The organism is Ruegeria sp. CF2 (assembly GCF_056537385.1).
Map to the genome: position 1 here is coordinate 1,619,019 of NZ_JBQFRL010000001.1, position 16,014 is coordinate 1,635,032.

The window sequence follows — 16,014 nt, forward strand, 5'->3', positions numbered from 1 at the left end:
TTACTTCGCCGGTTCGGTCTTGTTCAGCACCTGAGCGATGGTCGACTTGACCACACGAACCCGGACACCGTCCGCGATCTCGACCTCGATCTCGTTTTCGCCTTCCTTGACCTTCGACACTTTGCCGATGAGGCCACCCTGAGTGACGACCTGATCGCCGCGGCGCACTGCCTCGACCATGGCCTGATGTTCCTTCATCTTCTTCTGCTGCGGACGGATCAGCAGGAAGTACATGATCGCGAAGATCAGGATGAGCGGGAGAAACTGGGCGATTGCGCCACCTTCCATGGGACATTCCTTTTTTCTTGAGGTCGCGGAGTGAGCACCGCGAATTTGCCGGGAAACTATGCCTTGAAATCAACCTTTGCAAGCGATGCCCGACTTGGCATGCCGTGCAACAGTGTCACGATCCCCGAAGATGATGAATTACACCGCAGATATCCACTAGGATGGTACGGGGCTTTGGGTATAGTCAAAGTCAGGGAGGACCCATGCGGAGTTTCGTCAAGGCCCCATTTCCATTGGGTGTTTTGCTGTCCATGCTGTTTGCGGCTTGGGCCTTTTCGGTGCCTGTCATGGCACAGGATGCCCCGCAGGACGTACCCGAAGCCGACAGCGCCGCCGCCGAGACCTTCATGGCTCCGGTCATCGTTGACGGCGACACCTTGTTTCACATCCGAGGCTCCAGCGCCCTGCCCGCGCCGGAAAGGGCCGAGAACATTCAGGATGCGATCATCAAGGTCGCCGAATCCTCGGATGCCACGGATGTCGACATCACCTATCAGGACACCGAGATAGGCACCCGCATTCTAGCGGACGGGCAGATGGTCACAATCGTTACCGAGGCCGATGCCGAGCTGGAGCAGATGGAACTGAGTGTCCTGACGGTCTTGCATGGCGACGCCATCCGGGACGCGATCATGGCTTACCGGGCAAACCGCACGGACGAGGCGCGTGTGTCGGGTGCGATCGAAGCGGCGGCGTGGACGTTGGGGTTCATCGTCTTCGTCCTGGTGATCCTGTGGCTGCACAGGCGCATTCGGCGACGCACCCTGATCTTTGTCCGGCGATACCTGAGGGACGTTGAGGAAGCCACCGCCAAGAGCGTACAGGCCGAGGCGATTGCCGCACTGATCCGATACGGGCTGAATTTTGGCCTGCTGATCATCTTCTTTCTGGGTTTCTATTACTATCTGTCGTTCGTCCTGCTGGCATTTGCCGAGTCACGGTACTTTGCGCAGCTGCTGCTGACCTACCTGACCGAACCGGTTCTGCTGATCTTCCGGGGTATCCTCAGCTACATCCCGAACATGATCATGCTGGCGTTGATCGCCTGGGTGACGATGTACATCATCAAAGGCATGCGGGTGTTCTTCGACGCGGTCGAGGCCGGCACTTTCGACATGGGCGATTTCGAGAAACACTGGGTCAATCCCACGTTCAATATCGCGCGTGTCGTGGTGATCCTGATCGCCCTTGTCTTTGCGGTTCCCTACATTCCGGGCTCGGATTCGGCGGCCTTTCAGGGTCTGACCATCCTGGTTGGCGCAATGCTCTCTCTTGGCGCGAACTCGGTTGTCAGCAACATGCTGGCTGGACTGTTCGTAATCTATCGCCGGTCGACCTCGATCGGTGACCGCATCCAAATCGGTGAACACATCGGTGATGTGGTGCAGATCAAACTTATGGAAACCCACCTGAAGTCCATCAAGAACGAGCTGATCTCGATCCCCAACGCCCAATTGATGAACTCGGACGTGGTCAATTTTTCCAAGCAGACCGACGGCAAGGGCCTGCTTTTGCACACGACCGTTGGGATCGGCTATGAAGAGCCCCCCGAAAAGGTCGAAGCGATGCTGATCGAGGCAGCCCGTCGCACCGATGGCCTTCGCGCCCGCCCCGAGCCCTTTGTCCTGTGGACCGCGCTGGCCGATTACGCGATCAACTACCAGATCAACGCCTACACGACCCGTGGCAACTCGATCCCGCGGATCAAGTCCGACCTGCACCGCAACATCGTTGAAGTGTTCAACGAGAACGGTGTTCAGATCATGACGCCATCTTACGTTGCCGACCCGCCCGAGCCGAAGATCCCGACCCATCCCTGGGACGGTCGACTGGCACATGACGCGGTTGAAGACACGGACAACTAGGCCGTTTTTCCAACCCGGTGCTACACCCTGCCCGTCAGATGGTGCATAAGCGGCCCTAGTGATTCACTTGCCAAGGATCTGACCTATGCACGACATCCGCGCAATTCGCGAAAACCCAGCAGCTTTCGACGCCGCGCTCGCGCGCCGGGGGGAAGCTCCGGTATCGTCAGACCTGCTGCGCCTGGATGAAAGCCGTCGGGCCAAGATCCTGGCAGCCGAAACGGCGCAGGCCGAACAGAACAAGGCCAGCAAGGAAGTCGGCGCAGCCAAGGCGCGCGGCGACGAAGCCGAGTTCGAGCGTCTTCGGGCACTTGTGGCCGAGAAAAAGGCCGAAATCGCTCGTATGCAGACCGAGGCCAAGGATATCGACGCCCTTCTGACTGACCAGTTGGTTCGCATCCCGAACTTGCCGGCCGAGGACGTACCCGACGGCAAAGACGAGAATGACAATGTCGAAGTCAAACGCTGGGGCACGCCGCGGGACTATGACTTTGAACCAAAGGAACACTTCGAGATCGCCTCGGTACAGAACGGCATGGATTTCGAAACCGCGGCCAAGCTGGCAGGATCTCGTTTCGTGTTGCTGTCGGGCGGTGTGGCGCGCATTCACCGGGCGCTCGCGCAGTTCATGCTGGATACACATACCAACGAGAATGGTCTGACCGAAGTGAATGGTCCGGTTCTGGTGCTCTCCGAGATGATGCAGGGCACCGGCCAGCTGCCGAAGTTCGGCGAGGACAGCTACCAAACCCGCGAGGGGTGGTGGCTGATCCCGACCTCCGAGGTGTCGCTGACCAACATTGTTAACAATTGCGTCATCGAGGAAAGCTATCTGCCGCGCCGCTACACGGCACATTCGCTGTGCTTCCGCTCCGAGGCGGGCTCGGCCGGCAAGGACACGCGCGGCATGCTGCGCCAGCACCAGTTCGAAAAGGTCGAGATGGTCTCGGTCACGCATCCCGACAAATCGGACGACGAACAGCAGCGCATGCTGCGCTGTGCCGAAGGCATCCTGGAAAAGCTGGGCATTCCCTACCGTACCGTCGTCTTGTGCACCGGCGACATGGGGTTTGGCGCGCGCCGGACTTTCGACATCGAGGCTTGGCTGCCCGGCCAGAACACCTATCGCGAGATCAGCTCGGTTTCGACCTGCGGAGATTTCCAGGCCCGTCGCATGAATGCGCGCTTCCGGCCTGAGGGCGGTGGCAAACCTGAATTCGTGCACACGCTGAACGGATCGGGCCTGGCGGTGGGGCGCTGCTTGATCGCGGTTCTGGAAAACGGCCAGAACGCCGATGGCACCGTGACCTTGCCCGAGGTTCTTTCGCCGTATCTTGGCGGCAAGCTGACCCTGCAGGCTGACGGCACGCTGGCGTAACTTTTAGCGGTCACGCCAGCCGCGACCGCATTGCTTCGGATCAAGGCAAAGAAGTGACTACTTCTTTGCCTTTTTCTTGGCCTTCTTGTCCTTTTTGTCTTTGTTGGACTTACCGCCGGCCTTCTCTTTTTCCTTCTTGGATTTCTTGTCTTTTTTCGACTTGGCCTTGGATTTTATCTTTTCCTTCGCCTTCGAGATCGCCGCTTCCATCTCTTTCTTTTTCTTCGCTGCCTTTTCGGCCTTAGCTTTGGCCTTGGCCTTCTTCCGGGCCTTGGCCTCTGCTTCGGCTTTCTCGGCTGCCACCTTGGCTTCTGCGTCGGCCTTGCGCGCAGCAGCTGAGGTCCGAGGTTGCGCCGCCTTCCGCGCAGGGGCCTTCTGCGAGCGGGTTTTGGCGACGGGCGCAGCGCCGGAGGTGGCCTGTTTGGCGGCGGCGATCAATCCGGGCGCCCGGCGCGCTCCGATACCGGGAACGGCGACCAGCGCAGCCGGCTTGGCCTTGGCCAGTTCCTCGGCCGTCTTGATGCCATTGTCGTTGAGAGCGCGGCCAAGTGCTTCTCCGATACCGCGAACCTTGGTCACCGCTGTCATTCCAAAACTCCTAAACGATCCAACTTAAAAACTACGTCCGACAGGCCGCAAGACAAGGCTTCGGTCTGCACAACCTTTGGAAAACCGTCCTTAACTGCCCCGGGCCAGCTCACCGGTTTCACCCTGCCGCGGAAAGGGAACCAGCCGCTTGGCATCTTCATCCCACAGCTTCAGGTTCAGCGCGGCCACCGCCTCGGGAAACTTGATCCGGCGGGGTGTGTATTCGGGTGGCAGGTTGTAGTGACAGGCGCGCAGCCGGTAGGACGGGATGCGCGCATTGAAATGGTGGATGTCATGCAGCGTGATGCAGGCGACCGCATTGTCAAACCACCATCCGAAATCCAGCGCTGACGAACCCTGAAGCGCCGCCAGTTGCGGGTCCAGATCCGGGCGGCGATCCCAGTAGGTGTCCTCGAAATTGTGCTGAAGATACACCAGAAACACACCCAGCATTCCGCCGAGAAACGAGAAGGCCAGCCAGACGAGTATGCCTGTCATGCCAGCAATCCAATACAATAACCCGAGGAAAACCACGATGGACAGGTTGTGCAGCACGACCCCACGGACGCCGAACCGCACCGTGTTTTTGGGCCAGCGATAGCGGATAAAATACGTGAACAGGGCCCCGACCGGCACCAAGATGAAGGGATTGCGGTAAAGCCTGTAGAACAGACGGGTTTTCCAATCCGCTTCATTCCATTCCCGCAAGGTCATCGTGTTGATTTCCCCGGTCTCCCGATGTTCGAGATTGCCGATGCCCGCGTGATGCAGATTGTGGTTCTGTTTCATCACTTCGAACGGAGCGAAGGTGAACGGCGACAGCACGTGGCCAGCCCACTCATTCTGCCGTCGGGTTTCGAACAGAGAATGATGACCGCAATCATGCTGCAGAACATAGAGACGCACTGCCGAAAAGGCGAACACGATCCCGGCCGGGATCATGATGAACCACTGATCCACATAGACGATCGCCAGCGTCAGCGATGCGAAATACACCACGAACGTCCCGAAATAGCTGAGCGCGGCCAGCCGATTGTCCTGCACCGCGTACTGTCTCGTATATTCTCTCAGGTCCATCCAGCCCGCTCCCCACGATGGTCCGGTTCAATAGTCCTTGCGAAATTTTGCACGTCACAGGCACGCGCAAATCGCGCGCGAAATGAATGCACGCATGCGAATGCTAGCGCGATGCTTGGGGGCTGTCACGCCCCAAGCCCGAAAATGCTGAAAATTGGCGCAGTTACGCCTTGCCCTTGAGATGTTTGGCCAGCGCACCCGCGTTTTTCTTGCGGCGCCCCTTGTAGGGGTTCTTGTCCCCCTGCCCGCGCAGCGTCAGCCGGATCGGGGTTCCGGGCATGTCGAAATCCTCGCGCAGACCGTTGACCAGATACCGCGAGTAGCTTTCCGGCATCTTGTCCGGGTGCGAGCACATGACGACAAAACCCGGCGGGCGCGTCTTTGCTTGAGTCATATAGCGCAGCTTGATCCTGCGCCCCTGGGGGGCTGGCGGTGGGTGCTGCTCCAACATGGCGGTCAGCCAGCGGTTCAAGGCCGCGGTGGGAACCCGACGGTTCCAGACATCGTGGGCGCGCAGGATCGCATCCCGCAGCCGCTCCAGCCCCCTGCCCGTCTTTGCCGACACGGTCACCAGAGGCGCGCCGCGCAGTTGGGGAAGCAGGCGTTCGAACGAGGTTTTGAGCTCGCGCAGCTTCTCCTGCTTGTTATCCTCGACATCCCACTTGTTCACCGCGATCACCACGGCACGGCCTTCACGTTCGGCCAGATCGGCAATGCGCAGGTCCTGCTGCTCGAACGGGATCGCCGCATCCAGCAGAACAACCACGACTTCGGCGAACTTGACGGCGCGCAGGCCGTCGGAAACCGAGAGTTTCTCCAGCTTTTCCTGTACCTTGGCCTTCTTGCGCATACCGGCGGTGTCAAAGATGCGCATGGGGGTGCCACCCCAGTCCAACTTCAGACTGATGGCGTCACGGGTAATGCCGGCCTCGGGACCGGTCAGCAGACGATCTTCGCCCAGGATCTTGTTGATCAGCGTGGACTTGCCAGCATTCGGACGCCCGACAACGGCCACTTGCAGCGGCTTGTCCGGCGTAATTGCAGGGGCTTCGCCCTCGGTTTCCCCATCCTCGTCCAGATCGATATCCGTTTGCGGAACGTCCTCTGGCTGTTTTTCTTCCATGGCGTCAGCCAAAGGCATCAACGCCGCGTAAAGGTCGGTCATGCCTTCGCCATGCTCACCCGACAGGCGGATCGGCTCGCCCAGACCCAGGTTGTACGCCTCGAGCACACCGGCATCCGCCGCCGCCCCCTCGGCCTTGTTGGCCGCCAGGATCACATGCTTGGACCGCTTGCGCAGAATCTCGGCAAACATCTCGTCGGTCGGGGTCAGGCCCACACGGGCGTCGATCATGAACAGGCAGACATCGGCCATGTCCACGGCACGCTCGGTCAGGCGCCGCATCCGGCCCTGCAGGCTGTCGTCGGTGGCATCCTCCAACCCGGCCGTGTCGATCACGGTAAAGCGCAGGTCACCCAGCCGCCCTTCGCCCTCACGCAGATCGCGGGTAACGCCGGGCTGGTCGTCCACCAGAGCAAGGCGCTTGCCCACAAGGCGATTGAACAGGGTGGATTTGCCCACATTGGGGCGCCCCACGATGGCGAGGGTCAAAGACATGATACTCAACTTTCAAGACTCAGACGCGCCCTTTAACGCATCTTGTCGTCAACGGAAAGCGTGCAGTTGCCCTTTGGTCGAAACCACGTAGAGGGTCTGGTTCGCAACCACCGGTGCCGTTGTCGCCCCGCCCGGAACCTCGACCTGATGCACCAGCATGCCGTCGACAGGGTTATAGAACCGCAGATAACCGTCGTTCGAGCCGATGACGATGCGTCCGCCAGCCATGATGGGGCCGTAATGCGCAAAGATCGGTCCCCGACGGTTGGGCTTGTCCTTGACGAAGCCCGGCAGGTCGATGGCCCAGACCACAGACCCGTCTGACACGTCCAACCGCACCAACTGGCTGCGGTCGCTGATCAGGAATACGCTGTTGCCGACCGGCCAGACGGTATCGACCGCGCCTTCGAAAGCGGTCCAGATCCGTTCGCCCGAGCTGGCGTCGAAGGCGACCGTGCGTCCTGAGTGGTTGCCGATGTAGATTGAGTTTCCGGATACGATCGGGCCGCCCGTCACATCCACGATCTGCGCTGCGGCCCGCCCCCTGCGGCCGCCGGCGACCGACGCGTTCCAGCGACGGATACCGCCTTTGCGGAAAGCGGCCGCCACATCACCGGACCCAAACGCAAAGACTGCAAACTCGTTCGCCAATACCGGCGCCGGAGCTCCCAGGACATTGCCGACGCTGGGCGTGCCCTCGATCTGCCAGGCAATGCGCCCGTCCTTTGCATCAACCGCCCAGCCAGTCTGATCCCCGGCCACAAGGTACAGCAGGCCGCCAGAAACCAGCGGTGCTCCGCTACCGGTCGCGTTCAGCTTCTTTTGCCAGCGAATACCGCCGGTGCGCGCATCCAGAGCGGTCAGACGGCCAAAACCGGACGAAACGTACAACGTGTTGTCTGCATAGGCGATGCCGCCCCCGGTCGCCTGCTCTTCGCCATCCGTGGCGGGGACCAGGTTTGTGCTCCAGACCAGTTGCCCCTGAGGAGAAACCGCGGAAACGGTTGCCGCCGCGTCCAGGGTGTAGATCAAGCCACCTGCGACAACCGGATCAGCGGTGATCCTTTGTTTGCGCCCGTCGCCGGCCCCGATCGAGGTTGACCAGATGCGCTGCGGCGCGGGGCTGAGCGCCGCGTTGGTGGTACGGAAAGCCGCGGTTCCCGGGCTCTGTGCCCATTCGGCGTTGCGCTTTGCGGCCGGCAGGCTGATCGGTTTGGCACCGGTTGTCTGAACGGTTTCCAGATCCTGGGCCGGGCGGATGTCTTCACGCTCGCCCGGCAGGATCACTTCGGGTTCCTCGCAGGCGCTCAGCGCTGTCAGCGCCAGAACTGCGACCGGCAAACCAAATCGGGAAAATAGTCTTTTTGCCATGAAACTCCGAACTCGCCTGTCTTGGTTCACTGAAATGGGCCGCGTATCAACCCTGCTGTGCGGTGATCGGTTCGGGCGTTCCGCCCAGCGCGACGATCAATTGGGTTGCACGCTGCTGGATGTCGGCACTGACCTCTGCATCCTGACGGATGGACTGCAGACGTTCCAGCGCGGCCTGAGTGTCACCATCGGTGAGGTCGATCAGGGCCAGTTGTTCTTCTGCCAGCAGACGCAGCGGCGCGCCCGGAGCGGCCAGCGCCTCGAACTGTTGGCGGCGCTCAGCGGCGGGCATGGTTTCGGACTGCAACAACAGGGCCTTGAAGGCAGCGATCGAGCGGTAGATTTCCGGCAGGTCACCCTGAACTGAAATCGCATTCAGCTGTTCAACGGCCTGTTCGGCCGATCCCGACTCGGACAATGCGCCCGAGAGGAGAAAGCCCAAAACAGCCTGCTCGCCGGCCGAATTGGCCGTGACCTGCGCCAACGCACCGGCACGTGCGGAAGCGTCGTTCAGCTGCATCGCGGCCAGAATATCGTCGCCCAGCTTTTGGGCCTGACTGGCGTCGCGCGCCTTGCGGTATTCATTGAAAGCCGCACCGCCCACGATCAGAACAACGGCCAGAACACCGACCCAACCCCATCGACGCAGCTGCAGGTAGAGCCGGTCGCGGCGCACCTCTTCGGTGACCTCATCAATGAAACTGTCGACGTCGCTCATTCCTGCCCCCGGGCGTTGCATTCAGCTTTCTGGCGCCATGTCATACCCCGGCACCATCAGCAAGCCAAGTACCCGAAATGCACAATTGCTCAGCGTCAGGGCGCTCTTGCGAAAAAAATCAAACCAAACTATTCAGTTCAGTATGGACTTCGCGCACGCACGCCCCCATGTCATTGCGTGCCCACCGGCATTTGTGCGGACATAATATTTTAAGGAGAATGACGGCATGCGATTGATATCCCTCGTCAACGCCGTATTGGTCATCGTTGCATTGTATTTCGTGGTTTTCGAGCGCGATGCCCTGTTTGCATTTGCCGGTCGCGAAGATGCTGCGAGCCAGTCTGACGCTGACGCTGAGGCAAGCGACGCCTCCGCCGTGCAGGCCGTTGGGGTTGTTGCGTTGCGCTCCACTGCGCGCGAAATCGACAGCGCCGTTCTGCTGCGCGGTGAAACCAAAGCAATCCGTCAGGTCGAAGTTCTGGCGGAAACCACGTCAACCGTCATTTCGGAACCCAAGCGCAAAGGCACCTTCGTCGAGGCCGGCGATCTGCTGTGCGAATTGGATCCCGGCTCACGCCCGGCACAGCTTGCCCAAGCCAAGGCTGCCAAGCTGGAGGCGGAAAGCCGTGTGCCCGAAGCCGAAGCACGGCTGGAGGAAGCGCATGCGCGCGTTGCCGAGGCCGAAATAAACCTGATTGCAGCCCGCAAACTGTCGGAAACTGGCTTCGGCTCCGAAACCCGGCGGATCGCGGCCGAGGCCGAGATGAGTACCGCAAAGGCCGGTATCAAGGCGGCCGAGGCCGAGTTGAAGGCTACGGAGGCGGGCATCGAGGCTGCGGAAGCGGCGGTTTCGGCTGCCGAACTGGAATTGGATCGCATCACCATCGAGGCCCCGTTTCAGGGCCTTCTGGAAAGCGATGCCGCCGAATTGGGCAGTCTGATGCAGCCCGGATCGTTGTGCGCGACCGTGATCCAGCTTGATCCGATCAAGCTGGTCGGCTTTGTTCCCGAAACCGAAGTGAACCGTGTCACCGTCGGCGCTCCGGCGCAGGCACAACTGGTGACCGGATTGCAGGTCGAGGGCCGTGTGACCTTCCTCAGCCGTTCGGCGGACGAAACCACACGCACGTTCGAGGTGGAAGTCACCGTCCCGAACCCCGAGCTTCTGATCCGGGACGGGCAGACCGCAAGCATCCGCATCGCGGCCGAAGGCGCCAAGGCTCACCTGCTGCCGCAATCGGCGTTGACGCTGAACAACGAAGGCCAGCTAGGCGTTCGGACGGTCGGAGCCGGTAATATCGTCGATTTCGTACCCATCCGACTGTTGCGCGATACGGCCGACGGTGTTTGGGTCGGCGGTCTTGCGGAAACCGTAGACATCATCGTGGTCGGACAAGAGTTCGTGACTGCGGGTGTGGTCGTAGCGCCCACCTATAAGGACGTTTCCCAATGACGGGCATAGTCAGCTGGGCCGCCGACAGGGCCCGAATGGTTCTGGCATTCATTGCCATCTCGCTGATCATCGGCGGGTTTGCCTATGTCAGCCTGCCCAAAGAAGGCGAACCGGACATCGAGATTCCGGCCCTGTTCGTGTCGGTTCAGTTTCCGGGCATTTCGGCCGAAGACAGTGAAAACCTGCTGATCAAGCCGATGGAAACCGAGCTTGCGGATCTGGACGGCCTGAAGGAGATGACCGCCACCGCCGCCGAGGGCTATGCCGGGATCGCGCTTGAGTTCGACTTTGGCTGGGACAAGACAGCCATTACCGCTGACGTGCGCGACGCGATGAACAGTGCGCAGGCCGACTTCCCCGAAGGCGCCGAGCAATACACGCTGACCGAGATCAACTTCTCGGAATTCCCGATCGTCATCGTGAACCTGTCGGGTGCCGTGCCCGAACGCACGATGGCGCGGGTCGCCAAGGACCTTCAGGACGAGCTCGAGGCGCTGGATTCGGTCCTTGAGGCCGGGATCGCCGGCAATCGCGATGAAATGCTGGAAGTGGTCATCGATCCGCTGCGGCTTGAGGCGTACAACGTCACCGCGGCCGAGCTGATCAAGGTCGTGCAGAACAACAACCAGCTGATCGCCGCTGGTGAGGTCGAAACCGAACAGGGTGCGTTTTCGGTCAAGATTCCTTCGTCCTTCAAGACCGCACAGGATGTCTACGGACTGCCGATCAAGGTCAATGGCGACCGGGTCGTGACCTTGGGCGAACTGGCCGAGATCAACTACACCTTCGAAGACCGCGAAGGCACCGCCCGGTTCAACGGCGAACCAACCGTGGCGCTGCAGGTCGTCAAACGCAAGGGTTTCAACCTGATCGACACCGTGGCCCAGGTGAAAGAGACCGTCGCCAAGGCCGAGACCAAGTGGCCGGCCGAGCTGCAGGCTGCCGTGAATGTCGGCACTTCTAATGACCAGAGCCGCATCGTCGGCTCGATGGTCAGCCAGCTGGAAGGCTCGGTTCTGACAGCCATCGCGCTTGTGATGATCGTGGTACTGGCTTCGCTGGGTACCCGCGCGGCGCTGCTGGTGGGCTTCGCGATTCCGACCTCGTTCCTGTTGTGTTTCGCGTTCCTGGCCATCATGGGCGTCAGCATCTCGAACATCGTCATGTTCGGCCTGATCCTGGCTGTGGGGATGCTGGTCGATGGCGCGATCGTGGTCGTGGAGTATGCCGACAAACGCATCAAGGAAGGCGTCGGCCCGATGCACGCCTATGTCGAGGCAGCCCAGCGGATGTTCTGGCCCATCGTCTCGTCAACCGCCACGACGCTGTGCGCATTTCTTCCCATGCTGTTCTGGCCGGGCATTCCGGGTGAATTCATGGGGATGCTGCCGGTCACGCTGATCTTCGTTCTGTCGGCCTCGCTGATCGTGGCGCTGATCTACCTGCCGGTGATGGGCGGTGTCTCGGGCCGGTTGAGCCGCGTGTTCGACCGCAGCTCGGATTGGTTGCGCGCGCGGACGCCGTGGTGGGTGCGTGCCGTCTTGGTTCCGCCGTCGGTCTACATGATCTTCCTGGGCGCAATGCAGCTGCTGAACCCCACGTATCTACTGCCGGAAGGCGCAGGCGGTGGGTTCTTGCTGGGCGCGGTTCTGTTCCTGTTCGGCGCCTTCGCCGGATCGGTCACGCTGAGCGCAGCCCGGATCGAGCGCAAGCCGGACGAACGTGTCCACACGGCCAAGGAACATACGCCCTTCGGTTATGTCATCAAGTTCTTGGTCGGCAATCCGATCATGCCGATCGTCTCGATCGTGGCAGTAGGCTTTGCGGTGATGACGGTGATGACCATGTACGGTCAGAACAACCGCGGTGTTGAATTCTTCGTCGAAAGCGAGCCGGAACAGGCCACCGCCTATGTCCGCGCACGGGGCAACCTGTCGCTGGCCGAAAAGGACGCGCTGGTTTTCGAGGCCGAACAGGTGATCAGCCAGCATCCGGCAGTGATCAACGTGTTCTCGTTCGCCGGTGAAGGCGGCCTGAACCAGAACAACGGTGGGGCGCAGGCTCCGGCGGACACGGTGGGCCGCGTGCAGTTCGAGATCATCCCGTGGGAGGATCGTCCGAACGTGTCAGAACCTGTCGCAGGCGGATTGTTCGATAAGCACACCGTCGCGCCCGAGTATGACGGCGACTTCGTGATCGAGCAGTTGAACGCCGAGCTTGCCAAGCTGCCGGGTTTCGTTGTCGAGATCCTGCCGCTGGAACAAGGTCCGGCCTCGGCCAAGCCCGTGCACCTGCGGATCAAGGGCGACAACTGGGATGACCTGACCCGCGCCACGCTGACCGCGCGCGAGGTGTTTGAAAACACCCCGGGCCTGATCAAGATCGAGGACACCCTGCCCTTGCCCGGTATCGACTGGCAGATCGACGTCGACGTGGCCAAGGCAGGACGGTTCGGGGCCGACGTGGCAACCGTGGGCGCGATGGTGCAGTTGGTGACCCGTGGCATCCTGCTGGGCGAAATGCGCCCCGAAAGCGTGGATGAAGAGATCGAGATCCGCGTCCGCCTGCCCGATCAGGATCGGGTCCTGTCCACGTTGGATACGCTCAAGGTGCGTACTCCGGACGGGCTGGTGCCCTTGTCGAACTTCATCACCCGCAAACCGGTGGCAAAGCTGGCCGAAATCAACCGCGTGGATCAAGAGCGCTATTACGACGTCAAGGCCGACGTGGAGTCCGGTCTGAGCAAAGTGGTGATCGACACCCCGGATGGAGAACAGCGGCTGGCCGTGGTGCGCGAAGTGACCGAAGGCTCGGAACCTGAAGGTGCGACGATCAACGGTGCCGATGGTACGGCCTATACTCTGGTTCAGTTGACCGGTGCGGACAGCTTGCAGGAGGTGCAGGCCGCTATTGATGACGGCGACGCCCGCCTGACGCCGATCAACCCGAACGAGCGGATCGCGGTACTGACCGAGTGGCTGGACACTCAGCCCTTTGCCAACACGATCACCTGGGAATGGACCGGAGACCAGGAAGACCAAGCCGAGAGCCAGGCCTTCCTCTCCAGCGCCTTTCTGGCCGCGCTGGGTCTGATGTTCGTGATCCTGTTGGCGCAGTTCAACTCGTTCTACAACTCGGTGCTGGTGCTGCTGGCGGTGGTTCTGTCCACCACCGGGGTGCTGATCGGGATGATGGTGATGCAACAGCCCTTCTCGATCATCATGACCGGCACCGGCATCGTGGCGCTGGCGGGGATCGTGGTGAACAACAACATCGTTCTGATCGACACCTATCAGGAATACAGCCGCTACATGCCCCGGATCGACGCCATCGTGCGCACGGCCGAGGCGCGGATCCGTCCGGTTCTGCTGACCACCCTGACCACGATGGCCGGCCTGACACCGATGATGTTCGGCCTGTCGCTGGACTTCATCAATGGCGGCTATTCCATCGACAGCCCCACCGCTCTGTGGTGGAAGCAGCTGGCGACGGCAGTGGTGTTTGGCCTGGGGATCGCCACGGTTCTGACGCTGATCGTGACGCCCTCGTTCCTGGCGTTGCGGGTGTGGGTGACCACCTATGCCATATGGCTGGGCAAACTGTTGGCCCGCGTGACCGCCGGCCGTTCCAGCCAGATCGCGCAGGATATGGCGATCGGAGACTCGGCCCGCCGGATGCAGGCGACGGAAATCGTCTGGACCGAGGATGAGGCTGCAGATGCCGAGGAAAGCCCGGGCGACACACCGGGGCATCCGCTCAAAGCGGCGGAGTAACAAAAAAAACGGGCCGGTACAGCCGGCCCGTTTTCATTTGAAACCTTAGCTGAAGCGGATTCAGGCCGCCTGCGTATCCGATTGCTGGCGGTTCCACAGCTGGGCATAACGCCCTTCACGGCGCAGCAGTTCGTCGTGGGTGCCCTGCTCGATGATTTCGCCCTTTTCCAGAACGACGATCTGATCGGACTCGGCAATCGTGCTCAGGCGGTGGGCGATGGTGATCACCGTACGCCCCTCGCCGGCGCGGGCCAGGGCATCCTTGATGTCCTGCTCGGTGTCGGTATCGAGCGCGCTGGTGGCCTCGTCCAACAGAAGGATCGGCGGGTTCTTCAACAGCGTCCGCGCAATGCCCACGCGCTGCTTCTCGCCGCCAGAGAGCTTCAGGCCACGCTCTCCCACCTTGGTCTCGTACCCCTCGGGCAGAGAGATGATGAAGTCGTGGATTTTGGCGGCTTTTGCGGCGGCTTCGATCTCGGCCTGCGAGGCCCCCTCGCGGCCATAGGCGATGTTGTACCGGATAGTGTCGTTGAACAGCACTGTATCCTGCGGCACCACGCCGATGGCGGCGTGCAGGCTTTCCTGCGTCACGTCGCGCACATCCTGCCCGTCGATCCGCAACGCGCCCTGGGTCACGTCGTAGAACCGGAACAGCAACCGACCGATGGTGGATTTGCCCGAGCCGGTCGCGCCCACGATGGCCACGGTCTGCCCCCCCGGCACCACCAGAGAGACGCCGCGCAGGATCTCGCGGTCCGGGTCATAGCCGAAATGCACATCGTCCAGTTCGACCCGGCCTTCGGTAATCTGCAGCGGTTTGGCGTCTGGCTTGTCCACTACCTCGGCCGGCTGCTCCAGCAGCTGGAACATCTGGCCCATATCAACCAAGGCCTGCCGGATCTCGCGATAGACGGTGCCCAGAAAGTTCAACGGCACGGTGATCTGGATCATGTAGGCGTTGACCATCACGAAATCGCCCACCGTCAACTGCCCGTTCTGAACGCCGATCGCGGCCAGAACCATCACTCCGATCAGGCCACAAGTGATCAGGAAGGACTGACCAAAATTCAGGAAGGCCAGCGAGTATGCCGTTTTCAACGCGGCCTGCGCATAGGCCTTCATCGACACGTCATATCGTTCAGCTTCGCGCCGTTCGGCGTTGAAATACTTGACGGTTTCGAAATTCAGCAGGCTGTCGATGGCGCGCTGGTTGGCCTCGGTATCCTGGTCATTCATCTCGCGCCGCAGCTTCACGCGCCATTCGGTGACCGTGAAGGTGAACCAGATGTACAGCGCGATGGTGACGGCCACCACGACCAGGTACCAGACGTCGAACAGCCACATCAGAACCACCGCCACCAGCAGCAGTTCAAGGATCAGAGGGCCGATCGAAAACAGGAGAAAGCGCAGCAGGAACTCCACGCCCTTGACCCCGCGCTCGATGATCCGGCTGAGGCCGCCCGTCCGGCGGGTCACATGATAGCGCATCGAGAGCTGGTGGATGTGCTGGAAGGTTTCCAGCGCCAGCGCCCGCAGCGCGCGTTGCCCCACCGGCGCGAACAGCGCATCGCGCAACTGCTGGAACCCCACCGTCATCATCCGCGCCACGCCATAGGCCACGGTCAGCCCCACCGCACCCAGCGCGAGCGGAGGCACGCCCTCGCCCGCCAACGCGTCAACCGCGCCTTTGTACAGGATCGGCGTGTAGACCGCGATCAACTTCGCCAGAACCAGCATGGCCATCGCGAAGACCACCCGCCGTTTGACCCACGGCTCATCTTCGGGCCACAGGTACGGAGCCACTTTTCGGATAGTCAGCCAACCCGACTTGCGTTCGTCCATCTGTGGCATGTCTGCGGAATGCATAGGCGCAAGTCTTCTCATG

11 protein-coding genes are annotated in these 16,014 nt (G+C 61.2%); 4 read left to right on the forward strand and 7 right to left on the reverse strand.

The window, feature by feature from the left end; all coding sequences use genetic code 11:
* The gene (gene yajC / locus ACR0IR_RS08065; protein ID WP_093962445.1) at positions 1–288 is read right to left on the reverse strand and encodes a preprotein translocase subunit YajC; all 288 of its coding nucleotides are present in this window, start codon (positions 286–288) and stop codon (positions 1–3) included.
* A 203-nt stretch (positions 289–491) separates the two neighbouring features.
* Between yajC and ACR0IR_RS08070 the strand changes: the two genes are divergently transcribed.
* Both ACR0IR_RS08070 and serS read left to right on the forward strand, forming a co-directional pair.
* Positions 492–2,153: a mechanosensitive ion channel family protein gene (locus ACR0IR_RS08070; protein ID WP_170363198.1), complete on the forward strand. Its 1,662-nt coding sequence runs from the start codon at positions 492–494 to the stop codon at positions 2,151–2,153.
* 85 nt (positions 2,154–2,238) lie between these two features.
* Entirely contained in the window at positions 2,239–3,531 is a 1,293-nt protein-coding gene (gene serS / locus ACR0IR_RS08075) for a serine--tRNA ligase (protein ID WP_170358697.1), read from the forward strand.
* Positions 3,532–3,588: 57 nt separating this feature from the next.
* Here the strand turns inward: serS and ACR0IR_RS08080 are convergent, their stop codons facing one another.
* The 5 genes from ACR0IR_RS08080 to ACR0IR_RS08100 form a co-directional block, all read right to left on the reverse strand.
* On the reverse strand, positions 3,589–4,119 hold the full coding sequence (locus ACR0IR_RS08080; protein ID WP_170363197.1) for a helix-hairpin-helix domain-containing protein: 531 nt from the start codon (positions 4,117–4,119) through the stop codon (positions 3,589–3,591).
* 90 nt (positions 4,120–4,209) lie between these two features.
* Complete coding sequence (locus ACR0IR_RS08085) at positions 4,210–5,196, reverse strand: fatty acid desaturase (protein ID WP_170358693.1); 987 nt, start codon at positions 5,194–5,196, stop codon at positions 4,210–4,212.
* A 163-nt stretch (positions 5,197–5,359) separates the two neighbouring features.
* Positions 5,360–6,814: a ribosome biogenesis GTPase Der gene (gene der, locus ACR0IR_RS08090; protein ID WP_170338000.1), complete on the reverse strand. Its 1,455-nt coding sequence runs from the start codon at positions 6,812–6,814 to the stop codon at positions 5,360–5,362.
* Positions 6,815–6,862: 48 nt separating this feature from the next.
* The gene (locus ACR0IR_RS08095) at positions 6,863–8,185 is read right to left on the reverse strand and encodes a PQQ-like beta-propeller repeat protein (RefSeq protein WP_480694717.1); all 1,323 of its coding nucleotides are present in this window, start codon (positions 8,183–8,185) and stop codon (positions 6,863–6,865) included.
* Between the two features lie 46 nt (positions 8,186–8,231).
* A complete protein-coding gene (locus ACR0IR_RS08100; protein ID WP_170363195.1) occupies positions 8,232–8,903 on the reverse strand; it encodes a hypothetical protein in 672 nt (223 codons plus the stop codon).
* A 226-nt stretch (positions 8,904–9,129) separates the two neighbouring features.
* Between ACR0IR_RS08100 and ACR0IR_RS08105 the strand changes: the two genes are divergently transcribed.
* Together ACR0IR_RS08105 and ACR0IR_RS08110 are read left to right on the forward strand one after the other, a co-directional pair.
* Positions 9,130–10,356 (forward strand): efflux RND transporter periplasmic adaptor subunit, encoded by a 1,227-nt coding sequence (locus ACR0IR_RS08105; RefSeq protein ID WP_170363194.1) that lies wholly within the window; start codon positions 9,130–9,132, stop codon positions 10,354–10,356.
* Entirely contained in the window at positions 10,353–14,129 is a 3,777-nt protein-coding gene (locus tag ACR0IR_RS08110) for an efflux RND transporter permease subunit (protein ID WP_170363193.1), read from the forward strand. The genes ACR0IR_RS08105 and ACR0IR_RS08110 overlap by 4 nt, the downstream gene beginning before the upstream one ends.
* A gap of 60 nt (positions 14,130–14,189) precedes the next feature.
* On the opposite strand, the gene ACR0IR_RS08115 is transcribed toward ACR0IR_RS08110, so the two are convergent.
* Positions 14,190–15,995 (reverse strand): ABCB family ABC transporter ATP-binding protein/permease, encoded by a 1,806-nt coding sequence (locus tag ACR0IR_RS08115; RefSeq protein ID WP_170363192.1) that lies wholly within the window; start codon positions 15,993–15,995, stop codon positions 14,190–14,192.
* Positions 15,996–16,014: the final 19 nt, after the last annotated feature.